The sequence below is a fragment of the Streptomyces sp. WM6378 genome (genome assembly GCF_001279695.1).
Taxonomy (GTDB): domain Bacteria; phylum Actinomycetota; class Actinomycetes; order Streptomycetales; family Streptomycetaceae; genus Streptomyces.
The window spans coordinates 22,462-37,856 of record NZ_LGDD01000319.1; the positions used below are offsets into that span (position 1 = coordinate 22,462).

The 15,395-nt window shown below is 70.0% G+C and carries 18 protein-coding genes and 1 riboswitch; of the genes, 13 read left to right on the top strand and 5 right to left on the bottom strand.

Annotated elements, in window-relative coordinates; genetic code table 11:
- The first annotated feature begins 70 nt into the window (after window positions 1–70).
- Window positions 71–370: a hypothetical protein gene (locus ADK54_RS33015; RefSeq protein WP_053729469.1), complete on the top strand. Its 300-nt coding sequence runs from the start codon at window positions 71–73 to the stop codon at window positions 368–370.
- Between the two features lie 10 nt (window positions 371–380).
- On the opposite strand, the gene ADK54_RS33020 is transcribed toward ADK54_RS33015, so the two are convergent.
- Both ADK54_RS33020 and ADK54_RS33025 read right to left on the bottom strand, forming a co-directional pair.
- A complete protein-coding gene (locus tag ADK54_RS33020; RefSeq protein WP_053729470.1) occupies window positions 381–968 on the bottom strand; it encodes an isochorismatase family protein in 588 nt (195 codons plus the stop codon).
- 140 nt (window positions 969–1,108) lie between these two features.
- A complete protein-coding gene (locus ADK54_RS33025) occupies window positions 1,109–2,437 on the bottom strand; it encodes a nicotinate phosphoribosyltransferase (protein ID WP_053729471.1) in 1,329 nt (442 codons plus the stop codon).
- 271 nt (window positions 2,438–2,708) lie between these two features.
- On the opposite strand from ADK54_RS33025, the gene clpS reads away from it, so the two are divergent.
- From clpS to ADK54_RS33070, 10 genes are all read left to right on the top strand, one after another.
- Complete coding sequence (gene clpS / locus ADK54_RS33030) at window positions 2,709–3,014, top strand: ATP-dependent Clp protease adapter ClpS (protein WP_053729472.1); 306 nt, start codon at window positions 2,709–2,711, stop codon at window positions 3,012–3,014.
- A complete protein-coding gene (locus ADK54_RS33035) occupies window positions 3,014–3,595 on the top strand; it encodes a DUF2017 domain-containing protein (protein ID WP_053729473.1) in 582 nt (193 codons plus the stop codon). Before clpS ends, ADK54_RS33035 begins: the two co-directional genes overlap by 1 nt.
- A gap of 319 nt (window positions 3,596–3,914) precedes the next feature.
- Window positions 3,915–5,378, top strand: a complete 1,464-nt coding sequence (locus ADK54_RS33040; protein WP_053729474.1) for an amino acid permease — start codon at window positions 3,915–3,917, stop codon at window positions 5,376–5,378.
- An 85-nt stretch (window positions 5,379–5,463) separates the two neighbouring features.
- Entirely contained in the window at window positions 5,464–5,886 is a 423-nt protein-coding gene (locus ADK54_RS33045; protein WP_053729475.1) for a Mov34/MPN/PAD-1 family protein, read from the top strand.
- A gap of 49 nt (window positions 5,887–5,935) precedes the next feature.
- Window positions 5,936–6,069: riboswitch (cobalamin riboswitch) on the top strand.
- 37 nt (window positions 6,070–6,106) lie between these two features.
- Window positions 6,107–7,087, top strand: a complete 981-nt coding sequence (locus ADK54_RS33050) for an ABC transporter substrate-binding protein (protein ID WP_053729476.1) — start codon at window positions 6,107–6,109, stop codon at window positions 7,085–7,087.
- A complete protein-coding gene (locus ADK54_RS33055) occupies window positions 7,084–8,121 on the top strand; it encodes an iron ABC transporter permease (RefSeq protein ID WP_053729477.1) in 1,038 nt (345 codons plus the stop codon). The genes ADK54_RS33050 and ADK54_RS33055 overlap by 4 nt, the downstream gene beginning before the upstream one ends.
- A complete protein-coding gene (locus ADK54_RS33060) occupies window positions 8,118–8,912 on the top strand; it encodes an ABC transporter ATP-binding protein (RefSeq protein ID WP_053729478.1) in 795 nt (264 codons plus the stop codon). Before ADK54_RS33055 ends, ADK54_RS33060 begins: the two co-directional genes overlap by 4 nt.
- Before the next feature lie 77 nt (window positions 8,913–8,989).
- Window positions 8,990–9,118, top strand: a complete 129-nt coding sequence (locus ADK54_RS48385; protein WP_264198279.1) for a putative leader peptide — start codon at window positions 8,990–8,992, stop codon at window positions 9,116–9,118.
- A gap of 112 nt (window positions 9,119–9,230) precedes the next feature.
- Window positions 9,231–9,509: a MoaD/ThiS family protein gene (locus ADK54_RS33065; RefSeq protein WP_053729479.1), complete on the top strand. Its 279-nt coding sequence runs from the start codon at window positions 9,231–9,233 to the stop codon at window positions 9,507–9,509.
- Between the two features lies 1 nt (window position 9,510).
- The gene (locus ADK54_RS33070) at window positions 9,511–10,461 is read left to right on the top strand and encodes a PLP-dependent cysteine synthase family protein (protein WP_053729480.1); all 951 of its coding nucleotides are present in this window, start codon (window positions 9,511–9,513) and stop codon (window positions 10,459–10,461) included.
- Window positions 10,462–10,489: 28 nt separating this feature from the next.
- Here the strand turns inward: ADK54_RS33070 and ADK54_RS33075 are convergent, their stop codons facing one another.
- Entirely contained in the window at window positions 10,490–10,951 is a 462-nt protein-coding gene (locus tag ADK54_RS33075; RefSeq protein ID WP_053729481.1) for a type II toxin-antitoxin system PemK/MazF family toxin, read from the bottom strand.
- 245 nt (window positions 10,952–11,196) lie between these two features.
- Here ADK54_RS33075 and ADK54_RS33080 point away from each other — a divergent pair, with 245 nt between their 5' ends.
- Window positions 11,197–11,949: an MBL fold metallo-hydrolase gene (locus tag ADK54_RS33080; RefSeq protein WP_053729482.1), complete on the top strand. Its 753-nt coding sequence runs from the start codon at window positions 11,197–11,199 to the stop codon at window positions 11,947–11,949.
- A gap of 73 nt (window positions 11,950–12,022) precedes the next feature.
- On the opposite strand, the gene ADK54_RS33085 is transcribed toward ADK54_RS33080, so the two are convergent.
- Together ADK54_RS33085 and ADK54_RS33090 are read right to left on the bottom strand one after the other, a co-directional pair.
- Entirely contained in the window at window positions 12,023–13,285 is a 1,263-nt protein-coding gene (locus ADK54_RS33085; RefSeq protein ID WP_053729483.1) for a PTS transporter subunit EIIC, read from the bottom strand.
- Window positions 13,286–13,624: 339 nt separating this feature from the next.
- Window positions 13,625–14,920, bottom strand: a complete 1,296-nt coding sequence (locus ADK54_RS33090) for a PTS transporter subunit EIIC (RefSeq protein ID WP_053729484.1) — start codon at window positions 14,918–14,920, stop codon at window positions 13,625–13,627.
- A gap of 231 nt (window positions 14,921–15,151) precedes the next feature.
- On the opposite strand from ADK54_RS33090, the gene ADK54_RS33095 reads away from it, so the two are divergent.
- On the top strand, window positions 15,152–15,385 hold the full coding sequence (locus ADK54_RS33095) for a glucose PTS transporter subunit EIIB (protein ID WP_053729485.1): 234 nt from the start codon (window positions 15,152–15,154) through the stop codon (window positions 15,383–15,385).
- The last annotated feature ends 10 nt before the right edge of the window (window positions 15,386–15,395 follow it).

Consider the following 15,395-nt stretch of genomic DNA (forward strand, 5'->3'; position numbering starts at 1 on the left):
TTAGGTGCGTCCTACGAGTCCTTATTGACAGCGGGTCCAACGCGTCGTCTTACAGGGGGAGTGGTCCGGCATGCCCGGCGGAGGTTTCTGCAAGCTGCCAGGGGGCAGCGTGGTCGTCGCGCTCACGCTGCCGAACCCGGCCGCGCCCGGCACCAACGTGCGCGTCCTGGTGCACGCCGTCAACCGAGCCCGCGCCCTGACCAGGCTGCGGAACCTCGGTCTGCGGGCGGTCTACCTGCGCGGCCAGACCGAGCCGCCGACGCTGGACGAGATCACGGCCGTCCTGCACCATCCGGACGGCCTGCTGTGGCGCACGGCCCCGGAGACGACGGAAGAGCTCTGGCACCCGATACGCGCCCTGCTCAGGTAGGCGGGCTCGCCTAGACGACGGGCTTGCCCGACAGCTCGACCCCGGCCGCCCGCATCTCGTCCAGCGCCAGCGAGGTGGTGTGCTCCGCCACCCCCGCCGTCAGGTCGAGCAGCACGTGCGTGGCGAATCCGGCCCGCACCGCGTCCAGGGCGGTCGCCCGCACGCAGTGGTCGGTGGCGATGCCCACCACGTCGACCTCGGTGACCTGCCGGGCCCGCAGCCAGTCGGCCAGCGAGACGCCGTTCTCGTCGAGCCCCTCGAAGCCGCTGTACGCGGCCGCGTACGCGCCCTTGTCGAAGACCGCGTCGATCGCCCCGCAGGCGACCGCCGGCGCGAAGTTGGGGTGGAAGCCCACGCCCTCCGTGCCGGCGACGCAGTGCGCGGGCCAGGAGTGCTCGAAGTCGGGGGCGTCCGAGAAGTGCGCACCCGGGTCGATGTGGTGGTCGCGGGTCGCCACCACGTGGCGGTAGGCGGACCCGGCCGCCTGGCCCACCAGGTCGGTGATCGCGGCGGCGACGTCCGAGCCGCCCGCGACCGCGAGGGAGCCGCCCTCGCAGAAGTCGTTCTGGACGTCCACGACGATCAAGGCGCGGTGCATGTCGGCTGTCCTTCGGTCTGCGGGCCCGGGGGTCTGCGGGCTGTTCCTTGAGCGTAGAGACTTCGTTCGGCGCGCGGCAGGGGGCAAACGGGGGCGGAAACCCTGCCGCGCGCGGGAGCCGTCGGGCTCCGACTTACGGCTCAGACGTACTCGGTCGGGATGACCGGCTCGCCGCGCGACAGCTGGCTCGCCGACATCGGCAGGGCGGCCAGCGCGTCGATGTGCCGCTCACGGGCGCTGTCCAGCGGCTCGCGGGCCACCACCGAGCCGCCCTTGACCAGCTCGACCAGGAGCTGGCGGTCGGCGAGCGCGGTCGGTACCGCACCGGTGCCGATGACCTCGGCCTCGGCGATCCCGTACGCGTCCGAGCGGCGCGCGGCCCACTTGCGGCCGCCGATCGAGGTCTTGGCGCCGAGCGACTTCTTGGCGACGGGGACCAGCGGGGCCTTCGGGTCGGCGGACTGGGCGCGGGCGACCAGCTTGTAGACCATGGAGCAGGTCGGGTGCCCGGAGCCGGTGACCAGCTGGGTGCCCACGCCGTACGCGTCCACCGGGGCCGCGGCGAGCGAGGCGATGGCGTACTCGTCGAGGTCGGAGGTGACCACGATCTTGGTGTTGGTCGCGCCGAGCTCGTCGAGCTGCTGGCGCACCCGGTGGGCGACCAGGAGCAGGTCGCCGGAGTCGATGCGGACCGCGCCGAGCTCGGGCCCGGCGATCTCGACGGCGGTGCGCACCGCCTCGGCGACGTCGTACGTGTCGACCAGCAGGGTCGTGCCGCGGCCGAGCGAGTCGACCTGGGCCCGGAAGGCGTCCCGCTCGCTGTCGTGGAGCAGGGTGAAGGCGTGCGCGCTGGTGCCGACGGTCGGGATGCCGTAGCGGAAGCCTGCCGCGAGGTCCGAGGTGGAGCTGAAGCCGCCGACGTAGGCGGCCCGCGAGGAGGCGACCGCGGACAGCTCGTGGGTGCGGCGCGCGCCCATCTCGATGAGCGGGCGCCCGCCGGCCGCGGCCGACATCCGCGAGGCCGCCGCCGCGATCGCCGAGTCGTGGTTGAGGATCGACAGGATCACGGTTTCGAGCAGCACGCACTCGGCGAAGGACCCCTCGACGCGCAGGATCGGCGAGCCCGGGAAGTAGACCTCGCCCTCGGGGTAGCCCCAGATGTCACCGCTGAAGCGGTACGAGGAGAGCCAGTGCAGGGTGGGCTCGTCGACGATCCCGTTCTCGCGCAGGAAGCCAAGCACGCCCGCGTCGAAGCGGAAGTTCTCGACGGCGTCCAGGACACGCCCGGTGCCGCCGACCACGCCGTACCGGCGGCCCTCGGGCAGCCGGCGGGTGAAGACCTCGAAGACCGAGCGCCGCCCGGCCGTGCCGGCCTTCAGGGCGGCCTGGAGCATCGTGAACTCGTACTGGTCGGTGAAGAGCGCGGTCGACGGCACGTCCACCGGCAGCCCGAGGTCCGGGGCATTCACAGCGAGCCACCTCGCACTTTCGTCCGGGCCGGGCACACGCCGGCCGGGGTTTGGGGATCGCCCCCGAAAGAGGGGGCATGTGGGGGATGCTACCCCGAATACTCGTCACTCTGACGATTTCTAGGGGCCCGTTTGTGCGATGACCCGTTCCGGGTGGCAGCATGGAGGCCGTGGCTGTGATGTCCGGGGCGCCCCGGACCCCCGGCAGGCTGTGATTCCCGGGGGTCGGCCCCCGGACCCCCGGCAGAAGAGACGAAGGTCGCCCAGAGTCGTGAGTGTTGCCCCCGTAGAGATCGAACGCCCCGAGTCGGCGGAGTCGAGCCGGCCCGTCGCCGAACCCGACGTGCCCTGGGTGACGCTCGTGCACAACGACCCCGTCAACCTGATGAGCTACGTGCAGTACGTCTTCCAGTCCTACTTCGGCTACTCGAAGGACAAGGCCCACAAGCTGATGCTCGACGTGCACCACAAGGGACGGGCCGTGGTCTCCAGCGGCAGCCGCGAGGAGATGGAGCGGGACGTGCAGGCGATGCACGGCTACGGGCTCTGGGCGACGCTCACCCAGGACCGCGGCTGATGGCCGGGCACTTCGAGGCCCTGCCCCGCGGCGGCGCCGCCGTCGCGCTCGACGAGGTCGAGATCGCCATCCTGCGCTCGCTCGCCGTCCAGCTGCTCGAACTCATCGGGCCCGGCGACGAACCGGCCGAGGACGCGGACCCGCTGGCCGCCCTGTTCGCCGAGGGCCCGAGCGAGCCGCCCGCCGACCCCGCGCTCGCCCGCCTCTTCCCCGAGGCGTACGCGAGCGAGGAGAGCGATGAACTGCGCGCCAAATCGGCCGAGTTCAGGCGCTTCACCGAGAACGACCTGCGCGCGCGCAAGCGCACCGACGCCCTCGCGGTCGTGCACGGCCTCGACGCGCTGAGCCCGAAGGGCGACGGCGGAGCCGTCCTCAAGCTGACCGCCGAGGACTCCCAGCACTGGCTCGGCGCGCTCAACGACCTGCGCCTGACCATCGGCACCCGCCTGGAGATCACCGACGAGGACGAGAGCGGCGAGCTGTACCGGCTGCCGGACGACGACCCGCGCAAGCCGATGGTGATGGCCTATTTGTGGCTGGGTGTGCTGCAGGAAACACTCATCGAAACGCTCATGCCCTGACTGATCGACCGGAAGATGGCTGTTCGCTCAGCGGACGCTCAAATCCGTATAACGATCCTGTCACCACATCGACCCCCTTTGTCATATTGCGGGACCTTTGTCCGCTTCTTCCTGTGGTGTGCGCCACAGTGGCCGATAGGGATCACCCATAAGGCCGTGATAAATCTTCACGACCACCCGGGGACGCCACCCATGTACCCGGGGGCGCTTCGGCCGGCTGACCGCCGGTGGCACTCCATCCACATCCGGGGGGATCAGGACCTGATCCGTCGCTTCGTGACCGAAGCGCGCGGGTCAGCATGGAGAAAGGCGCACCACCATGACCTCAGCGCAGGTCGACAAGCACGACGACCGTCCTGCCGGCAATGAGGCCGCGGGGACCGCCCACGGTCCGGGCGAAGGCTCGGGCGAGGGATACCAGCGGGGCCTCGGGGCCCGGCAGATCCAGATGATCGCGATCGGCGGTGCCATCGGCACCGGCCTCTTCCTCGGCGCGGGCAAGGCCATCTCGAAGGCCGGCCCCAGCCTCATCCTGGCCTACGCCATCGCGGGCCTGGTCATCTTCTTCATCATGCGCGCCCTCGGCGAGCTGCTCATGTACCGCCCGGTGTCGGGCTCCTTCTCGGAGTACGCCCGGGAGTTCGTCGGCCCGTTCTGGGGCTTCGTCACCGGCTGGACGTACTGGCTCTTCTGGGTCGTCACCGGCATCACCGAGGTGACCGCGGCCGCCCAGTACATGTCCTTCTGGACCCACGGCAGCATCCCGCAATGGGCCTACGCGCTGATCTTCACGCTCATCCTGTACGCCGTGAACCTCATCTCCGTGAAGCTCTTCGGTGAGCTGGAGTTCTGGTTCTCCATGGTCAAGGTCACCGCGATCGTCGGCATGATCCTGATCTGCGCCGGCATCCTCACCGTCGGCTTCTCGGACGCCGCGGACACCGCCACCGTCGCCAACCTGTGGAACGACGGCGGGTTCTTCCCCAAGGGCATCGGCGGCACGCTGATGACCCTGCAGATCGTGATGTTCGCCTTCCTCGCCGTCGAGCTGGTCGGTGTGACCGCGGGCGAGTCCAAGGACCCCGAGAAGACCCTGCCCAAGGCCATCAACACCGTGCCGTGGCGCATCGCCGTCTTCTACATCGGCGCCCTGATCATGATCCTCTCGGTCGTCCCGTGGCACGAGTTCCAGCCGGGCGTCAGCCCCTTCGTCGCCGCCTTCCAGAAGATGGGCCTCGGCATCGGCGCCGGGATCGTCAACTTCGTCGTGCTGACCGCCGCGCTCTCCTCCTGCAACTCGGGCATGTACTCCACCGGCCGCATGCTGCGCGACCTCGCGCTCAACGGCCAGGGCCCGAAGGCCTTCACCAAGCTGACCAAGAGCGGCACCCCGCTGATCGGCACCACGGTCTCCGCGGCGCTCATGCTGGTCGGCGTGTGGATCAACTACGTGGCGCCCGGCAAGGCCTTCGACTACGTGGTCTCCTTCGCCACCATCTCCGGCATGTGGGCCTGGATCATGATCCTGGTCTGCCAGATCCGCTACCGCCGCCTGGCGAACATCGGCGCCCTGCCGCAGTCCAGCTTCCGCGCCCCCGGCGCCCCGTACACCAGCTGGTTCGCGCTGCTCTTCATCTTCATGGTCATCGTGATGATGGGCATCGACAAGGACTCCCGCGTCTCGCTGTACTGCGCGCCGCTGTGGGCCCTGATCCTGGGCGTCTCCTACCTCGTCCTGAAGGCCAAGAACCCCGAGAACAAGGCGTTCGCCAAGCGCAGCTGATCCGCTGACCAGCACGTTCTCACCATGCGGGCCGTCTCGTATCGCACCTCGATACGGGACGGCCCGTCTGCTTATCCTTGCCGACATGCTGACCATCACCCAGGCCCTGTACGACCAGCTCGTGGCGCACGCCCGCGCCGACCACCCCGACGAGGCGTGCGGTGTGGTCGCGGGCCCGGCGGGCACCGGCCGCGCCGAGCGCTTCATCCCGATGCTGAACGCGGCCCGCTCGCCCACGTTCTACGAGTTCGACTCGCAGGACCTCCTGAAGCTGTACCGCGAGATGGACGACCGCGACGAGGAGCCGGTGATCGTCTACCACTCGCACACCGCGACCGAGGCGTACCCGTCCCGTACGGACGTGACGTACGCGAACGAGCCGGGCGCGCACTACGTCCTGGTGTCGACGGCGGACACGGACGGGGCGGGGGAGTTCCAGTTCCGCTCGTACCGGATCGTGGACGGCGTGATCACGGAAGAAGACGTGAAGGTCGTCGAGGCGTACTGACGCGTACCGCCGCGCGCCGACGCGCACGGACCGACACGTACTATCTGTACGCAATCTTGATTATTCGGGCGGCAGGACCCAGGAAGCCGGTGTGAATCCGGCACGGTCCCGCCACTGTGACCGGCCCCGTGGACACCCCGCGGCGCCGGAAGCCAGGAACTGACCTGCCGCCTTCTCCCGACGACAGGGGACGTGGAAATCCCCTTGGAGGAGCTCAGTCATGCTCTGGCGCCGCGCGGCCCTGGCCGCCGCCCTGCTGTTCCCGCTCGCCGCGTGCACGACACAGGCGCGGCCCGAGGCCCGGGGCGGCCCGGCCCCCGGCTTCCCGTACACGGTCACCAACTGCGGGGTGACGACGACGTTCACGGCGCCGCCGAAGCGGGCGGTGACGATGAACCAGCACGCCACGGAGGTGATGCTGGAGCTGGGCCTCGCCAAGTCCCTTGTGGGGACTGCCTACTTGGACGACAAGGTGCTGCCGAAGTACGCGGCGGACTACCGCTCGGTCCCGGTCCTGGCCGCCGAGTACCCCTCGTACGAGAAGCTCCTGTCGGCCGCGCCCGACTACGTGTACGGCGGCTACGCAACCGCCTTCGCGGCGAACGAGGGGCGCGGGCGCGAGGCCCTCGCCAAGAGCGGCATCAAGTCCCGCCTGAATGTGGAGAACTGCCCCAAGGGCGCCTCGACGACGATGGACGAGGTGTACGAGGAGGTCCGCGAGGTCGGCCGGACGTTCGGGGTGCCCGAGCGGGCGGAGTCGTGGGTGAAGTCGGCCGAGGCCACGAACGCGAGGACGGCGGCGGCCCGGAAGGGGCGGGCGCCGGTCTCGGTCTTCGTCTACGACAGCGGGGACAAGACGGCGTTCACGGTGGGCGGCAAGGGCATCGGCAACGACATCGTGACGAGGGCGGGCGGCCGCAACGTCTTCGCGGACGACCTGAAGGACAAGTCCTTCGGCGACGCGGGCTGGGAAAGCGTGGTGGCCCGCGGGCCGGAGCTGATCCTGATCCTGGACTACGGCGGCACGAGCGTGGAGGCCAAGAAGCAACGCCTGCGCGACGACCCGGCGCTGGCGTCCGTCCCGGCCGTCAAGAACAACCGCTTCGCGGTCCTGCCGTTGTCGGACATGGTGACGGGGGTCAGAGCACCGGACGCGGTGGCGAAGCTGGCGGGGCAGCTCCGCCCGGGGGCGGGGGAGTGAGCGGGGTGACCCCGCGTTGGCGGTACCCCCTCGTGCTCGGGGGGCTCGCAGCCGTTCTGGCCGCCGGCGTCGTCGCCGGGCTCGCGCTCGGCTCGGTGCGGATACCGGCTCACCAAGTGCTCGGGATCGTCACCGGTTCGGCGGAGCCCGGCCCGTACCGGACCATCGTGCTCGACGTGCGGCTGCCCCGCGTCGTGCTCGGGGCCGTCACCGGGGCCGGGCTCGCCGTCATCGGGACCGTGCTGCAGGCCCTCGTGCGCAACCCCCTCGCCGACCCCTTCCTGCTCGGAGTGTCCAGCGGGGCCTCCGCCGGCGCCGTCGCCGTGATCGTGCTCGGGGTGGGGGCCGGGGTGGCCACCACCGTCGCGCTGCCCGCCGCCGCCTTCGCGGGGGCGCTCGCGGCCCTGGTCCTCGTGTACGCACTGGCCAGGCGCGGCGGTTCCATGACGGGCGGCCGCCTGGTCCTCGCCGGGGTCGCCGTCTCGTACGTCCTGTCCGCGCTGACCAGCCTGATCCTGGTGACCTCGGCCAGCGCCGAACACGTGACCGAAGTCCTGCACTGGACGCTCGGCGGACTCGGCGGCGCCCGCTGGGACATGCTCGCCCTGCCCGCCGGCGCCCTCGGCGTCGGCACCCTCGCCCTGATCGCCCTGGCCCGCCCCCTGGACCTGCTGCTCGTCGGCGAGGAGGGCGCCACCGTCCTCGGCCTCGACACCGGCCGCTTCCGCGCGGCCGTCTTCGTGCTCGCCTCCCTGCTCACCGGGATCCTCGTCGCGTACAGCGGAGCCATCGGCTTCGTCGGCCTGATGGTTCCGCACGCCGCGCGCATGGCCGTCGGCGCCGCCCACCGCACCCTGCTCCCGGTCGCGGCCCTCGGCGGCGCCGCCTTCCTGGTCCTCGCCGACCTCGCGGCCCGCACCGTCGCCGCCCCGCAGGACATCCCCGTCGGCGTGCTCACCGCGCTCACCGGCGGCCCGTTCTTCCTCTGGATGCTGCGCGGCCGCGGGGCCGGCGCGGAAGGCAGCCCCGCATGACGACCCTGCGCACCGAATCGCTCTCGTACACCACACCCCAGGGCCGCGAACTGCTCTGTGGCATCACCCTGGACGCCGCCGACGGCGAGACCGTCGCCCTGGTCGGCCCCAACGGCAGCGGCAAGACGACCCTGCTGCGCTGCGTCTACGCGACCCTGCGTCCCACCACCGGCCGCGTCCTGCTCGACGGCGCCGACCTGCACGCGATGCCGGTGAAGGCCCGCGCCCGCCGCATCGCGACCGTCCCGCAGGACGCCGACGCCGGCGGCATCGAGCTGACCGTCCGCGAGATCGTCGCCATGGGCCGCTCCCCGCACCACCGCTTCTGGGAGGCCGACACCGCCGCCGACGACACCCTCGTACGCGAGGCGCTGGCCCGCGTCGGCATCGCGGACCTCGCCGCCCGCCCCTTCCCCTCGCTCTCCGGCGGCGAACGCCAGCGCGCCCTGGTCGCCCGGGCCCTCGTACAGCAGCCGGACGTCGTCGTCCTGGACGAGCCGACCAACCACCTGGACATCCGCTACCAGCTCGAAGTCCTGTCCCTGGTAAGGGAGTTGGGCACGGTCAACCTGCTCGCCCTGCACGACCTGAACCTCGCCGCGTACTACTGCGACCGCATCTGCGTCCTGGCGGCCGGCCGCATCGTCGCCGCGGGCCCGCCCGCCGACGTCCTCACCGCGGAACTCCTGCGCGAGGTGTACGGAGTGAACGCCGAGGTGAGCCGCCACCCCGTCACCGGCGCGCCCACCGTCGTCTACCTGCCGCCCGCAAGGGCCGCGACCACACCCTGACCGCATCCTGAGCGGAATCCGTCCAGGATGCGAGATCACATTCCGGGAAGCGGACCGGGAATCTATACGATGACCCCATGGTTTCGAACGACGTGAGCGACAAGACGCCGAGCAGCGGCCCCGCCCTGCTGCTCGTGGCGCGGCTGCACGTCGACCTGTGCCGCCTCGCCAGCGCGATCTGTACGGCCCGCGCAGCCGCCGTCTGACGCCGCGCGCCCCCGCATCAACGCACCACCGCACGCCCGACGGCGTGCGGCGCGCGGACCCGAGCCCGAGCCGCGCCCACCTGCCTCTCCCTTTAGATCAGGAGCCCACGCCATGGCCATCGAGGTCCGCATCCCGACCATCCTCCGCACCTACACCGACGGCGCCAAGGCCGTCGAAGGCAGCGGCGCCACCCTCGCCGACCTGTTCAACGACCTCGACGCCCGGCACACCGGCATCCGCGAGCGCATCGTGGACGGCGACAACCTCCGCCGCTTCGTGAACGTGTACCTCAACGACGAGGACGTCCGCTTCCTCGACGGCATCAACACCAAGCTCGCCGACGGCGACAACGTGACGATCCTGCCCGCGGTCGCGGGCGGTTCCGTCTGACATGCGCTACGACTCCGCCCTCGCCGCGGTCGGCGACACCCCGCTGGTCCGCCTCCCGCGCCTGTCCCCCTCGGACGACGTACGGATCTGGGCCAAGCTGGAGGACCGCAACCCGACCGGTTCGATCAAGGACCGGCCGGCTCTCCACATGGTCGAACAGGCCGAGAAGGACGGCCGGTTGACGCCGGGCTGCACCATTCTCGAACCCACCAGCGGCAACACCGGCATCTCGCTCGCGATGGCCGCGAAGCTCAAGGGCTACCGCATCGTGTGCGTGATGCCGGAGAACACCTCCCAGGAGCGCCGCGACCTGCTCGCGATGTGGGGCGCGGAGATCGTCTCGTCCCCGGCGGCGGGCGGCTCCAACACGGCCGTACGGGTCGCCAAGGAGCTGGCCGCCGAGAACCCGTCCTGGGTGATGCTCTACCAGTACGGAAACCCGGACAACGCGGGTGCCCACTACGCCACCACGGGCCCCGAGATCCTCACCGACCTGCCCTCCATCACCCACTTCGTGGCGGGCCTCGGCACCACCGGAACGCTGATGGGCGTCGGCCGCTACCTGCGCGAGAACGTCCCCGGCATCCAGATCGTCGCGGCCGAACCCCGCTACGACGACCTGGTCTACGGCCTGCGCAACCTCGACGAGGGCTTCGTGCCCGAGCTGTACGACGCCTCCGTGCTGACCACCCGCTTCTCGGTCGGCTCGGCCGACGCGGTCACCCGCACCCGCGAGCTCCTCAAGGAGGAGGGCATCTTCGCGGGCGTCTCCACGGGCGCCGCGCTGCACGCGGCGATCGGCGTCGGCAAGAAGGCCGTCAAGGCGGGCACGCCGGCGGACATCGTCTTCGTCGTCGCCGACGGCGGCTGGAAGTACCTGTCGACCGGCGTCTACACCGCGCCCACGACCGAGGCCGCGATCGAGACCCTGCACGGCCAGCTCTGGGCGTGACGGCCCGCAGGAAAGGGACCGGGGGCCGTCACCCCGCCAGGTGGCGGACCTGGTCCCACAGGGTCGGGTCCACCACGCCCACCCGGCGGCGGAACGCCCACACCCCGACCTCGCGCAGCTCGTCGGTCTCCAGGAAGCTGGGCCGTCCGTGCGCGTCGGCCACCGTGCCGGGCGGCAGCGGAATGACCCCGGCCCGCTCGTCGTGGTACTTGCTGGTGATCTTCGCGACGGTCACCGCGTCGCCCCGCACCCGCAGCACCAGACACGGACGGTCCTTGCCGCCCGGAACATCCTCGTAGGGCACCTCGGCCCACCAGATCTCCCCGGCCTTCGGCAGCCGCCCCGTGCCCCGGCCCGTCCCCGCCGGGCGGCCCGGCGGCCGGGTGCGCCCACCGGGCCTGCGCGCGGAACGCCCGCGCCCGTCCATGGCGGCCGCGACCAACGCGAGAGCCACCACGGCTCCCAGCGCCAGCCACCACGACGTGTCCATATCCCAGACGTTACCGGCGCACCACCCACCGCGCGCGCTCCATGCCAACGCCATCCGAACCGGTGACAGCGCAGGTGAGTTCCCCCACAACGGCCCGCTCCAAAGGAGCGAGGGGCCTTGTGGCGCCTTACGCTCGACGAACCGCAGCCCTTCCCCGCGGCCGCCCCGCAAGCCCCGTCCGCCCCGTCGGCCCCCCTCAACGACAGGCTTCGCCTGGCCCCGCTGATTCCGGAGGTTCACGCTCCATGAAGCTCACCGTCGTCGGCTGTTCCGGGTCGTTCCCGTCCGCGGAATCGGCCTGCTCCAGCTACCTCGTCGAGGCAGACGGCTTCCGGCTGCTCCTCGACATGGGCAACGGAGCCCTCGGTGAGCTGCAGCGCCACATCGGCCTGTACGACCTCGACGCGATCTTCCTGTCGCACCTGCACGCCGACCACTGCATCGACATGTGCGGCTACTTCGTCGCCCGCTACTACCGCCACGAGGGCGGCCGCTGCGCGCCGATGCCGGTGTACGCGCCGGAGGGCGCCGAGCAGCGCCTGACCACCGCGTACGCGGACACGCCCTCCGCGTCCTCGATGAGTGAGGTCTTCGACTTCCACACCCTGAAGCCGGGCACCTTCGACATCGGCCCCTTCTCGGTGCGTACGGAGCGGGTGTGCCACCCCGTCGAGGCGTACGGCATCCGCATCGAGCACGGCGGCAGCACGCTGGTGTACTCCGGCGACACCGGGGTCTGCGCCGCCCTCGACGAACTGGCCGAGGGCGCCGACCTGTTCCTGTGCGAGGCCTCCTTCACGTACGGCAAGGAGGACATCCCGGCGCTGCACCTCAACGGCCGCGAGGCGGGCCAGAGCGCGGCGCGCGCCGACGTGGGGCGCCTGGTCCTCACCCACATCCCGCCGTGGACGGACGGCGAGGTCAACCTGGCGGACGCCCGAGCGGTCTACTCCGGCCCGACGGAACTGGCCGCGCCGGGCGCGGCGTACGAGGTCTGAGCTCCTCTTCTGCGCATGCGAAAGGCCCCCGGAACCTTGCGGTTCCGGGGGCCTTCGTGCGAGGTGGTGAGGGCTACGCCTTCGTGAGGTCCTCGACCTCTTCCTCGGGCTCACGGCCCGGGGTGGGAATGTTGAACTTCGTGATCGCGAACCGGAAGACCACGTAGTAGATCGCCGCGAAGACCAGGCCGATCGGGATGATCATCCAGGCGTTGGTGGCGAACTTCCAGTTGAGCACGTAGTCGATCGCACCGGCCGAGAAGGTGAAGCCGTGGTGCACGCCGAGCGCCCAGGTCACAGCCATCGACACGGCGGTCAGGACCGCGTGGATCACGTAGAGGACCGGCGCGATGAACATGAACGCGAACTCGATCGGCTCGGTGATGCCGGTGACGAACGAGGTCAGCGCGAGCGACATCATCATGCCGCCGACGGCCTTGCGGCGCTCGGGACGGGCGCAGTGCGTGATGGCCAGGGCCACGGCCGGGAGGGCGAACATCATGATCGGGAAGAAGCCCGTCATGAACTGACCGGCCGTCGGGTCACCGTGCATGAAGCGCTGCACGTCACCGTGCCAGACAGCACCGGAGGAGTCCGTGTAGCTGCCGATCTCCTGCCAGGCGACCGTGTTCACGAACTGGTGCATGCCGACCGGCAGCAGGGCGCGGTTGACCACACCGAAGATGCCGGCGCCAACGGCACCCAGACCCGTCATCCACTCGCCGAACGAGGTGATGGCGTCGCCGATCGGGCCCCAGATCAGGCCGAACAGCACACCCATGGCGGTGCCGATGAAGGCCATGAGGATCGGGACGAGGCGGCGGCCGTTGAAGAAGCCGAGCCAGTCCACCAGCTTGGTGCGGTGGAAGCGCTGCCACACCACGGCCGATATCAGGCCCATGATGATGCCGCCGAGGACCTTCGGGTCGTTGTAGACCGCCGGAACGTCGACGCCCTTGTTCTGCGTGGTGTTGATGACGGCGTCGTGCACGGGGAACGCGGTCAGCACGTTCTTGTAGACCAGGAAGCCGACGAGGGCCGCCAGCGCGGTGGAGCCGTCGGCCTTCTTCGCGAAGCCGATCGCGACACCGATGCAGAACAGCAGCGGCATGTTGGAGAAGACCGCGTCACCGGCGGTCATGAAGACCTTGGCGACCGTGTTCCAGCCCAGGCCGTCCTTGCCGAAGACATCGTCCTGGCCGAGCCGGAGCAGAATGCCAGCAGCGGGCAGCACGGCGATCGGCAGCTGCAAGCTGCGCCCGATCTTCTGCAGACCCTGGAACAGGCCGGAGCCCCGCTTCTTCGCGGGCGCCGCCGTAGCGGTGGCCGTACTCATCAACATCCTCCAGTAGGCAAGGCGCCGCCCGGGGGCATGGGAAACTACGGGGGGACGGCGGCGTCTCGGGGGAACGCGGTCAAGCCCGCGTGGTCTACACCATTGAGTGGTGTAGACCAGTTGTAGCACGGTGAGGGTTAGATAAGGAACCTTCGTTTTTTGTGGCCTGAGCCATACCCGGCAATACGGGCAAGACCGACTCCGCGCCGTCTCCCCGCCGTGACCTTTCCGTAGCCCCGCCGCGCCCGAACGGCCCGCGAAACGACACACCAAAGCCCCCGGACCGGGCGGGTCCGAGGGCCTTGCTGAATAGAGCGGAGAGGGGATTGCGGAGAAGGGCTACGCCTTGATGTTCTCCTTCTCCAGCTCGTCCTCCTCCGGCTCCCGCCCCGGCGTCGGCAGGTTGAACTTGGTGATCGCGAAGCGGAACACCACGTAATAGACGGCGGCGAAGCACGCTCCGATCGGAATGATCATCCAAGGCTTCGTCGCCAAGCCCCAGTTGATGACGTAGTCGATCAACCCGGCCGAGAAACTGAAGCCGTCCTTGACGCCGAGCCCCCAGCTCACCGCCATGGAAACGCCGGTGAGCACCGCGTGGATCACGTACAGCAGCGGCGCGATGAAGACGAAGGAGTACTCGATCGGCTCGGTGATGCCGGTGACGAGCGAGGTCAGGCCGACCGAGAGCATCATGCCGCTCACCTCCTTGCGGCGGTGCGGCTTGGCGCAGTGCGCGATCGCCAGGGCCGCCGCGGGCAGCGCGAACATCATGATCGGGAAGAATCCGGTCTGGAACTGGCCGGCCGTCGGGTCGCCCGCCAGGAAGCGCGGGATGTCGCCGTGCACGACCGTCCCGTCCGGCTTGGTGAAGTCGCCGAACTGGAACCAGATGAAGGTGTTCAGGAACTGGTGCAGGCCGATCACCAGCAACGCACGGTTGGCGACACCGAAGATGCCGGAACCGGCGGCTCCCAGGTCGACGAGCCACTTGCTGAAGCTGGTCAGCGCGTCACCGACCGGCGGCCAGACCCACAGACACAGCACCGAGAACACGATCGCGACCCCGGCCATGATGATCGGCACGAGCCGACGCCCGTTGAAGAACCCCAGCCAGTCCACCAGCTTCGTACGGTGGAAGCGCTGCCAGAAGTACGCGGTCAGCAGGCCCATCACGATGCCGCCGAAGACCCCCGGATTCTGGTACGTGGCCAGAACGGCCGAGCCGTCCTTCGCGACACAGGCGCCCGCCGCGAGCTTCGCACCGGCGGCGCAGTCCTTCGGGAACTGCTGGAGTACCCCGTAATAGACGAGGAATCCGGCCACCGCCGCGAGCGCGGTCGAGCCGTCGGCCTTCTTCGCCATGCCGATCGCGACGCCCACGCAGAACAGCAGCGGCAGCCCGAGCGCGCCGTTGAGCAGAGCGCCGCCCGCGCCGTTGAACACCTTGGCGACGTCGTTCCAGCCGAGTCCGGTCTTGCCGAACACGTCGTCCTGGCCCAGCCGGTTGAGGATGCCCGCCGCGGGCAGCACGGCGATCGGCAGCTGGAGGCTGCGGCCCATCTTCTGCAGCCCCTGGAACAGCCCGTTCCACCACTTGGGCTGCGGTACTGCGGCCGCGCTGCTCGCACTCATCGGCAACCTCCAGGCTTGCGGAACAAGCCGTCTCGGACGGTCGTTGCACACTGGTGTAGACCAGTTGCGGTATCGTCCGGAGAGGCCCCTCGCGGGACATGGCTCCGGTGATCGCCATCCTTGGCCAGGCAGAATGCGCTCGCGCGCATAGCTGGGCCAAACGTGGGTTAACGTGACAAAGCGGACCTACCGTGGGCCGACACAGCGTTCTTCAAGAACCAGGAGAGACACATGGCCAGCAAGGCTGAGAAGATCGTCGCCGGCCTCGGCGGTATCGAGAACATCGAAGAAGTCGAAGGCTGCATCACGCGCCTGCGCACCGAGGTCATCGACCCGAGCAAGGTCGACGAGGCCGCCCTCAAGGCCGCCGGCGCCCACGGCGTCGTCAAGATGGGCACCGCCGTCCAGGTCGTCATCGGCACCGACGCCGACCCCATCGCCGCGGACATCGAAGACATGATGTGAGCGACCCGCT